Below are 15,342 nucleotides of genomic sequence, written 5' to 3'. Positions count from 1 at the left end.
GAACCCTAACAATTTCATAAAGATTGAGATTTACCCCTCTTTTTTCCAAGCACTTCGTTTTCCGATGATTACTGAATTCCATTCAGACCTATCGAAAAAGGAAAGGGTGATTTTTGTGGAAATGGAAACGGTAAAGCTGTCAGCAATCGTCATGAGGTGGTATCCTGATATGATGCCGTTTCTCAAACAGGACGAATTAAATTCCGTAATCGTTCTGCGTGACGGGCTTAGTATTCTGGAACCTGCAGATGCCATGGATATCATCCATTACAGTATCTGTGAACATCAGAATTCTGCGTATCTTCAATGAGTAAGCCGCAAGAGAAGTCTTGATAGTTGCCGCCTTAAGTTCGGCCATGTTGCCGTGTTGAGGCGGCATTTACTTTTTAACAATACGTTTAGAATCTGTGCGTCCCGGTTATATACATCAAGGATGGATTTTCAGACCCGATCTGAGCCAACATTATTACAACACTGTTCTTTTTAGAAGCAACCGTTCCTATATAATTTAGGAAATGTACATAAAGGGAGAGAATACGAATGAACATCACCTGGGCTCTACTGATGATGGCCTTGGGAAGTGTAGGCGTGCAACAGAATCAACATGACGCTGAAGTGGCAATTGCATTGAAGTCCGCCATGAATCCCCCCATCATCGCTGCGCAAAATAATAATTCAAATGGTTCAACTCCAGCTCCAAATGCTACAGCAGAAGCAAATGACTCACAAAGCATGCTACACGCAGATCCTCAGCCGGATGCGCCAAAAGTAAAAGGCATCTATGTTACCGCATACAGTGCCGGTGGAGAACGAATGGAAAAGCTTCTTTCTTTACTTGATCAGACGGAACTAAATTCTATGGTCATCGACATTAAGGATGATGCAGGTTACATCACGTACAAAACCGATAATCCTGAACTTCAGAAACTCGGTAATCCGCAGCCATTTATTGGCGACATTAACAAACTGATGGAAAGATTGAATAAACATGATGTATATCCTATCGCTCGAATTGTTGTCTTTAAGGACTCTATACTTGCCAAAAAGAACCCGCAATTATCCTTTGTTAATGCAGACGGCACAGTATGGAAGAATAAAGGCGGCGATAGCTTTGTTAATCCTTATAATGAAGATGTCTGGAAGTACAATGTCGATATCGCCAAAGAAGCTGTCAAACTCGGCTTTAAAGAAATTCAATTCGACTATGTGCGCTTTCCTGAAGGATTCGAAAAACGTGCAGACACACTTAAATACACCAAAACTAGCGATTCTCGCGTAGATATCATTTCTAATTTTGTAAAATACGCAAAAGCAGAGCTTGCTCCACTTGGTGTTCGTGTATCCGTAGATATTTTTGGATATGCCGCATCTGCTCCTGCTGAGGGCATAGGACAAGACTTTGTTAAAATATCCAAGAATGTGGATGTCATCAGCCCGATGATTTATCCGAGTCATTATTCAACAGGATGGTTTGGAGTGAAAGAGCCTGACTTAGATCCGTATGCTACCATTAAAGGCTCCATGGTTGATACCCATAAGAAGCTTGATCCTCTAGGCAGCTACAAACCTGTTATTCGTCCTTGGATTCAAGATTTTACAGCAAGCTGGCTCGGTAAAGGTCATTATATTAAATACGGTAAAAAACAGGTGGAGGATCAAATCCGCGCTTTAAAAGATGAAAATGTAGAGGAGTTTCTGCTCTGGAACGCCAATAACCGATATACCTCCGATGTCGATTATGAGAAATGATGTAATAGCCCTTATTATGTATAATTGAAATCAGGTATGATATATAAAGATAAAGACCCGGCATTTGCCGGGTCTTTTAATGGAGAAAAAGGGAACTTTTACTGTAATCAATAAAAACCAACAAAGAATGAGGCAAAGAACGATGATACAAACCACCTCTTTAAAACAAAAAGCAATACAATTCTTTCATATTTTATTTCCAATTCTGGTTACACAGATTGCTTTGTCAGCGATAACCTTCTTTGATACAAACATGTCAGGTAAGTTTAGTACAGCCGATCTGGCAGGTGTGGCGATAGGAACCAGTCTCTGGATTCCAATTCAAACGGGCTTAAGTGGAATCCTTATGGGGATTACCCCCATCGTCTCTCAGCTCATCGGAAGCAAAAAAGAAAAGGAAGTAGCCTATCAAGTCACACAGGGAATCTGGTTATCACTGATCGTCTCTGTAATTGTCTTACTAATCGGGAGCTTCGCCTTGTTACCTATCCTTAATTTTATGAATCTGGAGCCGACTGTAAGAGATGTTGCATTTCGTTTCCTAAGTGCGATCTCCTTCGGAATTATCCCGCTGTTTGGATATACAGTTCTCCGTAGTTGTATAGACGCTCTGGGACAAACACGAGTGTCCATGTTGATCACACTCATAGCCCTACCCGTGAATGTTGGTTTGAACTACTTACTAATCTTCGGAAAATTCGGGTTTCCTCGACTTGGTGGTGTTGGAGCTGGAGTGGCATCAGCTATCACCTACTGGGTAATTTTTTCGGTTGCCCTGCTGTTCATTTATCGAGTAGAACCCTTTGCAAGCCTTAGAATCTTCCGAAAGTTCTACTTTATATCGCTAAAAAGCTTCAAAGATCTACTGAAGATCGGTGTACCTATTGGCTTCTCGATTTTTTTTGAAACTGCAGTCTTCTCCGCTGTAACCTTGTTGATGAGTCGGTTCGATACTGTAACGATTGCAGCTCATCAAGCAGCCATTAATTTTGCAACTACGTTATATATGATTCCGCTCAGTATCTGTATGAGCCTTACCATTCTCGTCGGCTTCGAGACTGGATCCGGCAGGCAAAAGGATGCCCGTCAATATGCCATTATGGGAATTGGACTTGCGGCTATCCTCTCCCTGGCAACTGCACTCCTGCTCTTATTTGCCGGCCATCATGTAGCTGGTTTATACACTGATGAACCTGATGTCATTTCATTAATTCAGCATTTCTTAATCTATGCGATCTTTTTCCAGATTTCCGATGCGATTGCAACACCTACACAAGGAGCACTTCGTGGCTATAAGGATGTTAATCCAGCCTTCATTATTTGCTTTATAGCTTATTGGGTTATAGGGCTTCCTACAGGCTATGTACTTGCTACTTATACGGATCTAGGAGCTTATGGTTATTGGATCGGCTTGATCACCGGCCTTGCGATTGGGGCTACATTGCTCTTGACTCGGCTTGTTAAAGTTCAACGCCGTTATGCCATACAATATACAGACGCTCAAGCACATCACTAATAATCAAAAGAATACAAAAAAGGAACAGTGCGAAATTCGCAGCTGTTCCTTTTTTGTGTGTTAATTATTGTGAAAGACGGGATGCAAGCTCGTACAACTCCACGTCAAAGTCTTTCTTCGTATTCACTACAAGATCGATATCTGTAAGGGTTAGTTCTCCCTTGATGATACCGCAACCTTTATCAGACTCACCTTCAATTAGTTTACGAACGGCAAAGTCACCAAGACGGCTAGCAAGGTTCCGGTCTCCAGGTGTTGGTGTTCCTCCCCGCTGAATATGTCCAAGTACAGTAACCCGTGCATCCAGAGAAGCATGACGATCTTTCAACGCTTGGGCCACATCTTCGCCTTTACCCACACCTTCTGCAACGATGACGATACTGTGACGTTTACCTCTGACAAAGTTGTCGCGCATACGATCCGCAACTTCATTCAAGTCATATGGCATTTCTGGCACGAGAATTGTTTCTGCTCCAGAAGCCAGACCTGCATGTAGTGCGATATCTCCACAATGACGTCCCATAACTTCTACAATGGAAGAACGCTCATGGGAGGACATCGTGTCACGCAGCTTGTTAATAGCATCTACAACGACACCAACTGCTGTATCAAACCCGATGGTGTAATCCGTGTAGGAAATATCATTATCAATAGTTCCCGGTAATGCCATCGTCTTGATACCGAGTTTACTTAGTTTATTAGCACCTTTATAAGAACCATCTCCACCTATAACTACTAGGCCATCGATGCCCATTTCATTAAGAATATCTGCACCCTTTTGCTGACCTTCTGGTTTTGTGAACTCCAGACATCTTGCAGATTGCAGAATGGTTCCCCCACGTTGAATAATGTCACCAACACTGCGAAGATCCATAGGAAAGATATCGCGATTCAGAAGACCTTGATATCCACGTTGAACTCCAAAAACTTCAATGCCATAATAAAGTGCGCTTCTTACAACCGCACGAACAGCGGCGTTCATACCTTGTGAATCTCCACCACTAGTCAGTACTGCAATTTTTTTGATTTTTGACATTCTGTTGTTCCTCCTTAAAGTTGTACAATGCCCCATCCGTTGTATAGATGAAGCTTCGCAGCCTTGTTACAAAAAACGATTGCGTATCCAGCGGCTATTAGCGAAGAAGAACAGCCTTGTAAGCGGACTTCCTCTCATCAGGCTTTTAGACACAGTGCGAACTTCCCGCTGTTCGCTAACTTTCGGATCAGATAAATAAAGTGCCAGCAATCCCTCGATCACCATACGATGCATAGATGATTCCGGAAGTTCACGTACATCCTTACGGGCCCACTCAACCATGGAAGCGATCCGACTTAACATGGTATCCGTGTCGTCATAATAATTGCAGAAATTAAGATCGCCGCCTGCTCGGTCCTCTTCCTGATCAATCAAATAATCCAGCATAATGTGCAATCCACAAACATGTGGAAAATATGCAGCTCGAATCGATTCCGAAGAAGACTTACTTAGCTTCGGATCACATGCAGATAGAAAAAGCATGAATACGCCTAAAGTAGAGCCCGTTGCAGCTGCAAACTCGTTCCAATGCAGATGCGGAGCACGGCTACCCTGCTGCTCCCACCATTCCTTCAGGGCTGTTTCCCTGAGTTCCGGGCGGATATGCTTATATACCTGCAAATCTGTATACAGCACAGCCAAATCACGAATCTCCGCTGCAGCAGCGGAATAACCTGGCAGCAAAGAGATCATCTCCTGGCATTTTCGAACTAGCCTATACAAGTACCCGCCGTCATTCTGTTCATCGCGAAGCGCATAATAATTGACAGGTTCAGCGTTTGGATCAATGGCATCCAGCATAGATTGATGCAGCAGCCTGAAATCTGCAGGATCAAGCGAAGTACTGCGATCACATAAGTTATCTAGATAATCACTGATAGTTTGATAAGCAACAATAAGCGGAATAAGTATATGTCTCATCGATAAATTGCCGGCGGCATAAATACCTCCACCTATGCAGTGAAACTCCTTTGTTTCAATGCTGGCAAGTGCTTGCTTCCGGAGCTCGGGATCGGGAATCCCATTCGCATCTTGGCGCCAGAAGTCCAGACTTTCTCTCACTTCTGGCAGCACGTACTTATAGACCCTGTTCATAAGCCCAATAGGGCCACGCGGGCTAAGGTAACGGCCTTGCTCTAATTCACTCAATGATAGTGCCTCCACATTGTTGTCTCCTTATCCAAATCACCACTTATTATAATATGATCAGACGTATTTGTACAAACAACAAAATCACTTTCGTAAAATTATGAAAGATTCAGAAATAACGCAATTCAAGAATAAAACACATAACCCTTCATTGCTTTATGCTATACTAGCCATATTTCAATCTCAGAGGAGTGCACTTTCATGTTTTCAAAACGGACCGGAAGCCCTTACAGCGATCAGAATTGGCTTCGTTCCTTTCTTTTTACGATTTATGGCACTAGCGTTCTTGTAGTATCCTACTTTCCTTTATTCTACACACATTTAGGGTTTAGCAGTTCTCAGGTGGGCTACTTGTATTCTCTCGGTCCCCTCATCTCCATCCTATCCAATCTCTTCTGGAGTATGATGAGCGATAAGCTAGGTACCATTCGAAAAATCATGTTTATTTTACTCGCGGGGCAATTAGTAACCGGACTTCTATTAGCCAGAGCGACCGAATTTTCTTCCGTTATGCTTATTTTGTCCTTTTTCTACTTCTTCTATTACCCAGTTTTTCCGCTTGCTGATACAATGGCCATCAAAATTGCGGAGCGACACGGACGAAACTTCATTACAATTCGTGTATTTGGCTCATTAGGCTATTCTTTCTTTGCTTTAACCGTCGGGTATGCGCTTAGAGCTTTAGGTGCTACTTGGAGTCTTACCTTATGTATTATTATCATTATAATCGCACTTCTAATTACAATTGGCCTAAAGGATGTCAAAAAAACTGTTCCAGAGCTCCCCAATCAGAAGGCTGTTACTACCAAACCAGGCAAGAAAGAGCATGGGCTTAAAGATATCCTTTTGCGAAAAGAAGTGCTGTGGTTCTTCGGATGTGTCTTTGTACTCGCACTGGGCCATAGAATGAACGAAGCTTTTCTCACCATCAGTTTAAAGAACCTGGGCGCTGGTGAGGAAGTGATCGGCTGGGCATTACTTGCCTCAGCACTAAGTGAAATCCCTGTATTATTTATACTCGGCAAATACGGCGACAAATTTAAAGAACTGCCCTTATTAATTTTAGCCAGTCTCATGTATGCCCTTCGCTTTCTACTAATGGCGCTCGCCGATCACCCAGGCTCTATAATCGCGATTCAAGCCTTGCATAGCCTGACATTTGGCGTCTTTTTTGTAACATGTGTCCGTTATATCACTCGGATTATTCCTGATCGTCTCCGAGCAACCGGTCTTGCAATCTACACAGTTGTTTGGTCAAGTGCAGCTGGACTTCTAAGTGGTACATTTGGTGGAATGATCTATCAGGAAGCTGGACGCTTCACCTTCTATATGGTAGCTGTTGGCTTCAGCCTTCTTGCTTTTGTAGGCTTTTTAGGACAGCATTTATTGGATACCCATCGAGATTCAATGCGCTATTTCAAGAATAAGAACAAAAAAGCTTCCCTATAATAGAACACTTCTGATACTCAAAAATATTAAAAGGTTTTTGCTATCCCTTCGCTTGGGAATGCAAAGACCTTTCATCTAAATTGATGTCTATTAGACGTAAAAAAACACAGTTCCCGAAAGAACTGTGTTCTATAGTTGGTAACCACTCTTGCAAGGGCTTGCCAAGTAAATTATATATTTATAGCAGACAGCTTAACTGTCTTTGCCGTTTCTTATAATTTTACTACGTTTTCAGCTTGCGGTCCACGATTACCATCAGTGATATCGAATTCTACTTCTTGACCTTCGTCCAAAGTTTTGAATCCTTCACCTTGAATTGCTGAGAAGTGTACGAATACATCTTCGCCGCCTTCTACTTGAAGAAAACCATAACCTTTTTCTGCGTTAAACCATTTTACTGTACCTTTCAATTGAACAACCTCCTAAAAATAACCGCCATATATGGCGTATAACTATATTATACTGCAATCTTTTACTCAAATCAATCTATCTGGATCTTTAAATATGTGATTTAATTTGCTTTTCCCTTCTCCAGTGCGTTATCATTGAGCCAAAAGCCAAAAATCGCCAGGGTGGTAATGATAATGATCAAAAAACATGAAATATACAAAACAGACAAATGGAATATGATGACGGTAGAAGTTCAAGGACGTTATATCGTACTTCGTGAAATCTCCGATCAATGGGGAGAAGAAACACATACTTTCCTTAGTCGTCCAGCTATGATGCAGTGGGTGAACAACCGATTCAACAAAGAATCTTATAAAGATAATGAAGAAGAATACAAGAATATCATCGCAGCTTTCAAACAGGTATAACAGAATATGAACACAGAAAATATCGCGATTTATGTTGTCCTAGTCTTATGTCTAGGCGCAGTTCTAATTATGACCAAGGATCGTGTCCCGCCGCAGTTTAAGCGGGGCATGGCCTTAACTGCAGTCATTATGATTCTGTTCGCCTTCATCTTTGTTATTTATAGCTTATTGGCATAACTTATACTTTCATATATTTAAAGAAGACTAAATATTAATAATCAGGACTTAATAGGGCATAATAAGCCGACTCTACTTTCAAGAGGAGGATGTTATGCCTATTTCACCCAAGTCCATCCCTCTTCTACTTGTGCTCAGCTTGCTACCGGGTGATTTATCATCTACAGTATTGCCGAGGGAGATTATGCCTACTACATCTCATCATTCTAGGAGGGTTTCTATGGAAAAATTATTGAAAAGAAGCGAAGTACCTGCTGAGAATCGTTGGAAGCTTGAAGATGTGTTTGCTTCTCAGAAGGATTGGGATGCAGAATTTGCTGAAGCTAAATCCTTAATCAAAAAAGCTGCGGATTTTCAGGGTACACTAGATTCCGCGGATGCTCTAAAAAAATGTTTTGAAATGGATGACAAGCTGTCCATCCTAACTGAACGACTCTTCGTGTATGCACATATGCGTCAAGATGAAGACACAGCTAATCCTGACTCTCAGGCTTTGTCCTCCAAAGCGAAAAAGCTTGGTATTGAAGCAGGTGAAGCCTTATCTTTTGTAACCCCAGAAATTCTGGCGTTGCCAGTTGAGAAGCTCGACCAATTCATCGCTGATCCGAACCTATCCGCTTATAAATTCACCTTAACTGAAATGAAACGTGAAAAAGCCCATGTGCTTTCTAAGGCTGAAGAAGCACTGCTAGCTCAGGTCGGAAATTTAGCTCAAGCACCTCAGAATATTTTCAGTATGCTGAACAATGCGGATCTGAAATTCCCTAAGATCAAAGATGAGGATGGCAAAGAAGTTGAGCTGACTCATGGCAACTATATCAAGTTTCTCGAAAGTAACGACCGTGAGGTTCGCCGAAATGCTTTTAAGGCAGTCTACGATACCTACCGGAAGCAGAAGAACACTATCGCAGCAACGCTTAGCGCCAATGTGAATAAAAATGTGTTCTACTCACGAATTCGCAAATATCCTTCTGTAATGGAAATGTCACTCTATGGTGATAACATTCCTAAAGAGGTTTACACCAACTTGATTGATACGATTCACGAAAGCCTTCCATTGATGCACCGTTATATGAAGCTGCGTCAGAAGCTGCTGGGTGTCGATGAGTTACATATGTATGATCTGTTTGCACCGCTTGTTGATGAATATAAATTAGATATCACCTATGAAGAAGCCAAGAAAATCACTAAAGAAGGTCTCAAACCGCTCGGTGAAGATTATCTGAATGTGCTGCAAAAAGGCTACGACAACGGATGGATCGATGTGTATGAGAACGAGAATAAACGGTCCGGGGCTTACAGCTGGGGACCATACGGTACGCATCCTTTCGTACTGCTGAACCATAATGATAATTTAAACAGTATGTTTACACTGGCACATGAGATGGGCCATGCGTTACACTCGTATTTTTCGGATAACGCTCTGAATTATCGGGATGCGCAATATACGATTTTCCTAGCAGAGGTTGCTTCTACTACTAACGAGGCGCTGCTAATGGATTATTTACTCAAAAAGTCTACAGATCCTAAAGAAAAAATGTATTTGCTCACCTACTATGCTGATCAGTTCCGGACAACGATTTTCCGGCAGACGATGTTCGCTGAGTTCGAGAAAATCATTCATCAGCGTGTTGAAGAAGGTGAATCGCTTACTCCACAAGATCTTTCGAGCATCTACTATGACCTGAATGTTAAGTACTATGGTAAAGAAATGGTTGTAGATCAGGATATCGAGATGGAATGGGCGCGGATTCCGCATTTCTATAACAGCTTCTATGTTTATAAATACGCAACCGGCTTCTCAGCAGCGACTAGCTTTGCCAAACAAATTCTTGAAGAAGGCAAACCTGCGGTGGATCGTTACCTCGGCTTCCTGAAGAGTGGCGGCAGTGACTACTCCATTAATATTCTGTCTAAAGCTGGTGTTGATATGTCTTCTCCTGAGCCGATTCGCGAAGCGATGAGTGTCTTCGAAGATGTTATCGCTCAAATGGAACAGTTGACCAAATAAGGCAGAGAGCTTAGTATTGCATTAATCCCTTGCCCTATTTGGGCAAGGGATTTTATTCTGTTATATCCCCTGAGGAGGAAGAATTCAATGAGAATTCAATGGTCTTTAATTGCAGGTCTAATCTTTGCGCTGCTAACAGCCATATTTGCAGTCATCAACGTGGATCCCGTTCAAGTCAATTTCGGTTTTGATGTAGTTAATATACCGCTGATCCTAGTTATTCTGGGCTGCGCGTTAATTGGTGGAATCATCGTGGGTTCTTACGGTATTTTTCGCCAGTACAAACTACAAAAACAAATTAAAAGCTTAAATGCTGAGCTAACCAAACTTCGTGATGCCGACACTTCTTTAGATTCTTTTAACACAGATAATGATGGCCTAACAGGAGGACTTAACTAATGATTACTATTCAACCAAACGAAGATTACATACTCTCAATCCTAAAAAAATTGCTTGATACACCGAGCCCCAGCGGCTTCACAGCACAAGTAATGAACCTTGTTGCCGAAGAAGCGGCAGCATTAAATGTACCGCTAAGCTGGAATGAAAAAGGCGGCGTAATTCTAACCGTCCCAGGCCTAGATCCTTCCCGTACTATCGGCATCAGCGCTCACGTGGATACACTTGGAGGCATGGTTCGCTCTATTAAATCTGATGGTACACTGCGACTGACCTCTGTTGGTGGCTTCACTATGCACAGCATCGAGAATGAATACTGTGTAATCCATACCCGCAGCGGCAGAACCTATACTGGAACCATCTTAACCAGCCATCCATCTGTTCACGTATATCCAGATGCTCGTGATTTCAAACGTTCAGAGGAGAACATGGAAGTACGGATTGATGAGCTAGTATCTAACAAAGATGATGTACTTAAGCTAGGCATCTCCGTTGGTGATTTCATTTCCTTCGATGCACGTGCGGTGATTACACCTAGCGGGTATATTAAATCCCGACATCTGGATGACAAAGCGAGCGTTGCTGCCCTTCTTGGCCTACTGGAAAGCATGAAGCGCGAAGGCTGGAAACCGCTCCACAACCTTTCTTTCCTCATCTCCAACTATGAGGAAGTGGGACATGGCACAGCTTGGATTCCTGGCGAGATTAATGAAATGATCGCAGTCGATATGGGCGCCATGGGCGACGATCTTAGCTGTAAAGAAACCGATGTGTCCATCTGTGCAAAAGATTCTTCCGGCCCTTATGATTATGTTATGACTGGCCGTTTGATTGAGCTGGCAGAAGCACTTGCTATTCCTTATGCCGTTGATATCTATCCAATGTACGGCTCCGATGCTTCCGCTGCCCTTCGAGGCGGCAATAATATTCGTGCCGCACTGATCGGCCCAGGCGTACACGCCTCCCACTCTATGGAACGTACACATAAGCAAGCTGTAGTAAACACTGCTAAGCTTCTCGCTGCTTATGTGGGCACTAACTGAGGCAAGTACTGGCAAGTTAAAGCAGCTCTGGAGACGTAGACAATGGCTGATAGTCTCACTTCTACTGCTCATGATAGCAGTATCAGCAATCTCGATGTTCCTGTTTTCCAGAAGCCACAAGGAAAATCCCTTTGATGGTCTTCAACACGCTTACACTTATTTAGAGACCGTGAGTCCAGAAAATGTTCAACTCTATATGATGTCACTTTCACCCGAAGATATTAAACTCAGAGCCGCTGGTGCACCCCTTCAGCAGGTGATTGCTTATGGGATTAATGGAGGCTTCTTCTATGGAGATGCACTTCTATCCATTGCTATCATGAATGATATCCCCACTAACGGTGTTAAAAAGGCGTATGGATCCGGCTGGTTTAACGCTAAATATGCGCGCGGAACCCTGGTCTGGGATGGTGCCAGTCGTAGCTTTTCCGTACAGGTCGTCTCATCGGGAGAAGAATTGAACGTTACGGATCGCCAGCATTATTTTGCGCAAGGCGGTATTAGTATGAATCTGCAGGATGAGGATCTCTGGGAAGATGTGATAGCGAAAGAACATCTTCCTTATTCGGATGAGAAACGAATGCGCTCAGGCATGCTGTATGACGATAATGGCAAGCTGTGGCTGATTGTTACGCCAACACTCTCGACGGCGGCAGAGTTCCGTTCAGCCATCCTACAGAGCGTGCCTGCTGAAGGTCTCGAAGGTATTTTTCTAGATGGTGATGGCTCCTCACAGATGAATGCTGATGAAATCATCTTACCTGGCGACTCTCGTGCCGTGGTGCAAATGATCGCGGTGGACGGAACGAAATAAAGCAAAAAGAAGCGATCTCTAATAGCAGAGATCGCTTCTTTTTGTGATTTTATTCAATCCCAGACTTGCTCCAGCTTATCTGAGTAATATGAAATGGCCTTACTATAACTTCTTATTCCTTCATCCGCTGAGGTTTCAGCCAGCAATTTAAGTAACATCCCCATAGCCAGAATATGATCTCCGAGATTGTGCAAGGTCATTGCAAGGAACACCGGAAATTCCTTATTCTCTGGGTACTCTTGAATGGCCTGCTCCAATATTGCTTTGGAATTCTCATATTCTCCGAGTGTTCGGTAGGTGCTGCCCAGTCCCAATAGAGCGCCGACTCTCTGCTCCGTAGATAAGCCTAGTGTTAAGCTTTTCTCATAATAGGGTACTGCCTCGCGTTCCAGACCGAGCACATCATGCGTCCACGCTAATTGATACAGAAGTTCTGCATCATTACTATTCTGCTCATATAGCTCTAACAGCATCACTCTGGCTTCTTCAGCTTTACCTTCGTTTCGCAGGGCTACAGCTTCCACAAGTTGATTCTCCAAACTGAGCCCTCCCTTATTGTCACACATGGACAATCCGTTTTATGCTTTACCAGCGATTTTCTCTGCAAGCTCATTCAGATAGGTCCAGCGCTCCATTAGACGCTCCAGCTCGGCTTCGGCAAGCCGCTGCTCTTCCACTAGCTCCTGCAGTCTCCCAGAGTCAGCAAACGCTGCTTCCATCTCCGCACTAATATCAGTCAAGCGCTGTTCTGCAAGCTCGATCTGCTCGTCAATTCCTTCATATTCACGCTGTTCCTTAAAACTGAATTTGAGTTTGGTCTTGGAAGCTGATGATGCCGCTGTGTTACTGACTGTTTCTGTAGTCTCTTTACCCTTTGCATTACCGTCATCTTTGTTCGATTCTGCATTGCGTGAAGGAACATTTTTGGCCAGCCATTCTTCATATTCCGTATAATCGCCAACATGAAGCCGAATTTCTCCATTTTCAAAGGCAATCAGCTTGTCTATAGTCCGATCCAGGAAATAACGGTCATGGGATACGGTAAAGACGACGCCCGGGAATTCATCCAGATAGTCTTCTAACACAGCCAACGTGCCAATATCCAAGTCGTTCGTAGGCTCATCCAACAGCAATACGTTTGGTGCTCCCATCAATACACGAAGCAGATATAGGCGTCTTTTTTCGCCACCTGACAGTTTGGAGATCGGTGTCCACTGCATGGCAGGAGGGAACAAGAACCGTTCGAGCATTTGGCCTGCCGTAATGACACTACCATCAGCCGTACGTATGACTTCCGCTTCTTCCTTCACATATTCAATAGCTCGCATGCTGTCATCCATATCCTGATGTTCTTGCGTAAAATAACCCAACTTAACCGTCGCGCCAAGCTGAACCTCTCCCTTATCCGGCTGCAGCTTACCTGCAATCAGATTCAGAAGTGTTGATTTACCGCTACCATTTGGACCTACAATACCTACGCGATCTTGTGGTACAGCAATATAGGTCAGATCTTTAATCAACTGACGACCATCCAGCGATTTCGACAGTTCATTGATTTCAATGATTTTGCGACCCAAACGTGTGGATGCCACCGAAATATCCAGCGAACCGTTCGAACTGCTTCCTGTACTTTCTTTCAGCTTCTCAAAACGGTCGATTCTTGCCTTTTGTTTCGTTGATCGAGCTTTAGCTCCACGACGAATCCAAGCAAGCTCCGTACGAAGCAGGTTCTTACGCTTTTGCTCCGCAGAGGCTTCACGCTCTTCACGGTCGGCTTTTAGCTCTAGAAAACGGGAATAGTTGGCCTCATAACGGTATAACTGTCCTCCGTCCAGCTCTAGCATGACACTTGCGACACGCTCCAGGAAGTAACGATCATGCGTTACCATTAAGAGAGCGCCGCGCCGTTTCTGTAAATATTGCTCTAGCCAAGCCACGGAGTCCGTATCAATATGGTTCGTAGGCTCATCCAGAATAAGAAGCTCAGATGGCGTAATCAGGGCAGCCGCAAGTGCTACACGTTTCCGTTGACCACCAGACAGCGTATCCATCAGCGCATCGAATTTCACTATACCCAGCTTAGTAAGTACGCTCTTAGCTTCACTCTCCAAATGCCAAGTACCTGCTGCATCGATAGCCTGCCCAATCCGCACCAGTTTGCCTTCCAGTTCTGCATTACCTGGCTCTTTTTCAAGGCGAGACATGATCTCCATATACTCACGCATGGTAGCAAGATCTGGATCATCTCCGGCGAAGACCTGTTGCAGTACCGTATTTGTCGGCTCATAAGGAGGGTTCTGTGCTAAGTACTGCACTCGAACATTATTTCCGATCGCAATTTGCCCACCATCCGGGGTATCCAGACCGGCAATAATACGTAAAAACGTTGATTTACCCGTTCCATTCACACCGATCAAACCAATTTTATCCCGATCGTCCATTCCAAATGAAGCATCACTAAAAAGTACTTTCTCTCCATAACTTTTGGAAAGATGTTCCACGGTCATAATATTCATGCTATTTCCTCGCTTGCCTTATATTTTCATAAAACCGGTCGCAGCATGAAGCTGCTATTCCACCGGTCTATCATCCTGACCTAAATTCAAGTAATCCATAGCCCCTTTAATAAAAAGACCCGCAGCGAAACCAGCGCGTTTATACGCATCTTCTTCCTTAAAAGATGGATCGAACAAAATATCCATCTTCAGTCGATCCAACATCCCTATGTAGGACTGCGCCATAAGCTCAGGCTCAGACACTCCGCCCTCCAGCAATACCTTCACCACTGCCTGCATATATTCTTCCATAAAAAGCGTCATATACGCCACAAGCTCTGGGTTATTGTTCGGTGCGCGGAAAAAGAGCTTCGTGTGTCGCTTACGCTCATAATAATAGTAAAGATGATGTTTGGCGATAATTGACAGTTTACCTGCCAAAGTATCACTAGCCTTCAGCTTTTCCTGTAATTGCTGAAGGAATCCCTCACAATCCCGGCGCGTTACCGCCATGAACAATTCTTCTTTACTCTTGAAGTATAAATAAACGGTGCCCTTAGCAATTCCGGCCTGAACCGCAATGTCCGACATCTTCGTTTCGTAAAACCCACCTGAACCGAAGAGCTCGTATGCGGCATCCAGAATGGCAGTATGTTTATGATTGGACGTGCTGCTCATCGGTTCCT

At 43.6% G+C, this 15,342-nt stretch carries 16 protein-coding genes; 10 read left to right on the top strand and 6 right to left on the bottom strand.

The genetic code is table 11. The features are described from left to right. Positions 1 to 121: 121 nt before the first annotated feature. From MKY99_RS10095 to MKY99_RS10085, 3 genes are all read left to right on the top strand, one after another. On the top strand, positions 122 to 310 hold the full coding sequence (locus MKY99_RS10095; RefSeq protein ID WP_036689649.1) for a hypothetical protein: 189 nt from the start codon (positions 122 to 124) through the stop codon (positions 308 to 310). A gap of 230 nt (positions 311 to 540) precedes the next feature. After that, the gene (locus tag MKY99_RS10090) at positions 541 to 1,749 is read left to right on the top strand and encodes a putative glycoside hydrolase (RefSeq protein WP_339270254.1); all 1,209 of its coding nucleotides are present in this window, start codon (positions 541 to 543) and stop codon (positions 1,747 to 1,749) included. A 142-nt stretch (positions 1,750 to 1,891) separates the two neighbouring features. After that, positions 1,892 to 3,265: an MATE family efflux transporter gene (locus MKY99_RS10085; protein WP_339270252.1), complete on the top strand. Its 1,374-nt coding sequence runs from the start codon at positions 1,892 to 1,894 to the stop codon at positions 3,263 to 3,265. A gap of 64 nt (positions 3,266 to 3,329) precedes the next feature. Here MKY99_RS10085 and pfkA read toward each other — a convergent pair whose 3' ends face one another. Together pfkA and MKY99_RS10075 are read right to left on the bottom strand one after the other, a co-directional pair. After that, complete coding sequence (gene pfkA / locus MKY99_RS10080; RefSeq protein ID WP_042126307.1) at positions 3,330 to 4,301, bottom strand: 6-phosphofructokinase; 972 nt, start codon at positions 4,299 to 4,301, stop codon at positions 3,330 to 3,332. A 66-nt stretch (positions 4,302 to 4,367) separates the two neighbouring features. Further along, positions 4,368 to 5,450, bottom strand: a complete 1,083-nt coding sequence (locus tag MKY99_RS10075; protein WP_042193615.1) for a tetraprenyl-beta-curcumene synthase family protein — start codon at positions 5,448 to 5,450, stop codon at positions 4,368 to 4,370. Between the two features lie 201 nt (positions 5,451 to 5,651). Here MKY99_RS10075 and MKY99_RS10070 point away from each other — a divergent pair, with 201 nt between their 5' ends. Further along, on the top strand, positions 5,652 to 6,899 hold the full coding sequence (locus MKY99_RS10070) for an MFS transporter (RefSeq protein WP_076283175.1): 1,248 nt from the start codon (positions 5,652 to 5,654) through the stop codon (positions 6,897 to 6,899). 212 nt (positions 6,900 to 7,111) lie between these two features. On the opposite strand, the gene MKY99_RS10065 is transcribed toward MKY99_RS10070, so the two are convergent. Then, positions 7,112 to 7,309, bottom strand: coding sequence for a cold shock domain-containing protein (locus MKY99_RS10065; protein WP_042126303.1), 198 nt, complete (start codon positions 7,307 to 7,309; stop codon positions 7,112 to 7,114). Between the two features lie 174 nt (positions 7,310 to 7,483). Between MKY99_RS10065 and MKY99_RS10060 the strand changes: the two genes are divergently transcribed. From MKY99_RS10060 to MKY99_RS10035, 6 genes are all read left to right on the top strand, one after another. Beyond that, the gene (locus MKY99_RS10060; RefSeq protein ID WP_036689271.1) at positions 7,484 to 7,717 is read left to right on the top strand and encodes a hypothetical protein; all 234 of its coding nucleotides are present in this window, start codon (positions 7,484 to 7,486) and stop codon (positions 7,715 to 7,717) included. Positions 7,718 to 7,723: 6 nt separating this feature from the next. Continuing rightward, the gene (locus MKY99_RS10055) at positions 7,724 to 7,894 is read left to right on the top strand and encodes a hypothetical protein (RefSeq protein ID WP_167348490.1); all 171 of its coding nucleotides are present in this window, start codon (positions 7,724 to 7,726) and stop codon (positions 7,892 to 7,894) included. A 220-nt stretch (positions 7,895 to 8,114) separates the two neighbouring features. Next, positions 8,115 to 9,905 (top strand): oligoendopeptidase F, encoded by a 1,791-nt coding sequence (gene pepF, locus MKY99_RS10050; RefSeq protein ID WP_042186822.1) that lies wholly within the window; start codon positions 8,115 to 8,117, stop codon positions 9,903 to 9,905. Positions 9,906 to 9,992: 87 nt separating this feature from the next. Further along, positions 9,993 to 10,304: a lipopolysaccharide assembly protein LapA domain-containing protein gene (locus MKY99_RS10045; RefSeq protein ID WP_042186819.1), complete on the top strand. Its 312-nt coding sequence runs from the start codon at positions 9,993 to 9,995 to the stop codon at positions 10,302 to 10,304. Between the two features lie 2 nt (positions 10,305 to 10,306). Beyond that, complete coding sequence (locus MKY99_RS10040) at positions 10,307 to 11,347, top strand: M42 family metallopeptidase (protein ID WP_339271584.1); 1,041 nt, start codon at positions 10,307 to 10,309, stop codon at positions 11,345 to 11,347. Beyond that, complete coding sequence (locus MKY99_RS10035; RefSeq protein WP_339270249.1) at positions 11,331 to 12,161, top strand: hypothetical protein; 831 nt, start codon at positions 11,331 to 11,333, stop codon at positions 12,159 to 12,161. Before MKY99_RS10040 ends, MKY99_RS10035 begins: the two co-directional genes overlap by 17 nt. Positions 12,162 to 12,214: 53 nt before the next feature. Here the strand turns inward: MKY99_RS10035 and MKY99_RS10030 are convergent, their stop codons facing one another. From MKY99_RS10030 to MKY99_RS10020, 3 genes are all read right to left on the bottom strand, one after another. Next, complete coding sequence (locus MKY99_RS10030) at positions 12,215 to 12,634, bottom strand: tetratricopeptide repeat protein (RefSeq protein WP_339271583.1); 420 nt, start codon at positions 12,632 to 12,634, stop codon at positions 12,215 to 12,217. 105 nt (positions 12,635 to 12,739) lie between these two features. Continuing rightward, on the bottom strand, positions 12,740 to 14,677 hold the full coding sequence (locus MKY99_RS10025; RefSeq protein ID WP_339270247.1) for an ABC-F family ATP-binding cassette domain-containing protein: 1,938 nt from the start codon (positions 14,675 to 14,677) through the stop codon (positions 12,740 to 12,742). Positions 14,678 to 14,731: 54 nt separating this feature from the next. After that, positions 14,732 to 15,334, bottom strand: coding sequence for a TetR/AcrR family transcriptional regulator (locus tag MKY99_RS10020; RefSeq protein ID WP_149643945.1), 603 nt, complete (start codon positions 15,332 to 15,334; stop codon positions 14,732 to 14,734). Positions 15,335 to 15,342 lie beyond the last annotated feature (8 nt).

Source organism: Paenibacillus sp. FSL R5-0470, assembly GCF_037975205.1.
Taxonomy (GTDB): domain Bacteria; phylum Bacillota; class Bacilli; order Paenibacillales; family Paenibacillaceae; genus Paenibacillus_AQ.
This window is presented reverse-complemented; position numbering and strand designations above follow the sequence as displayed.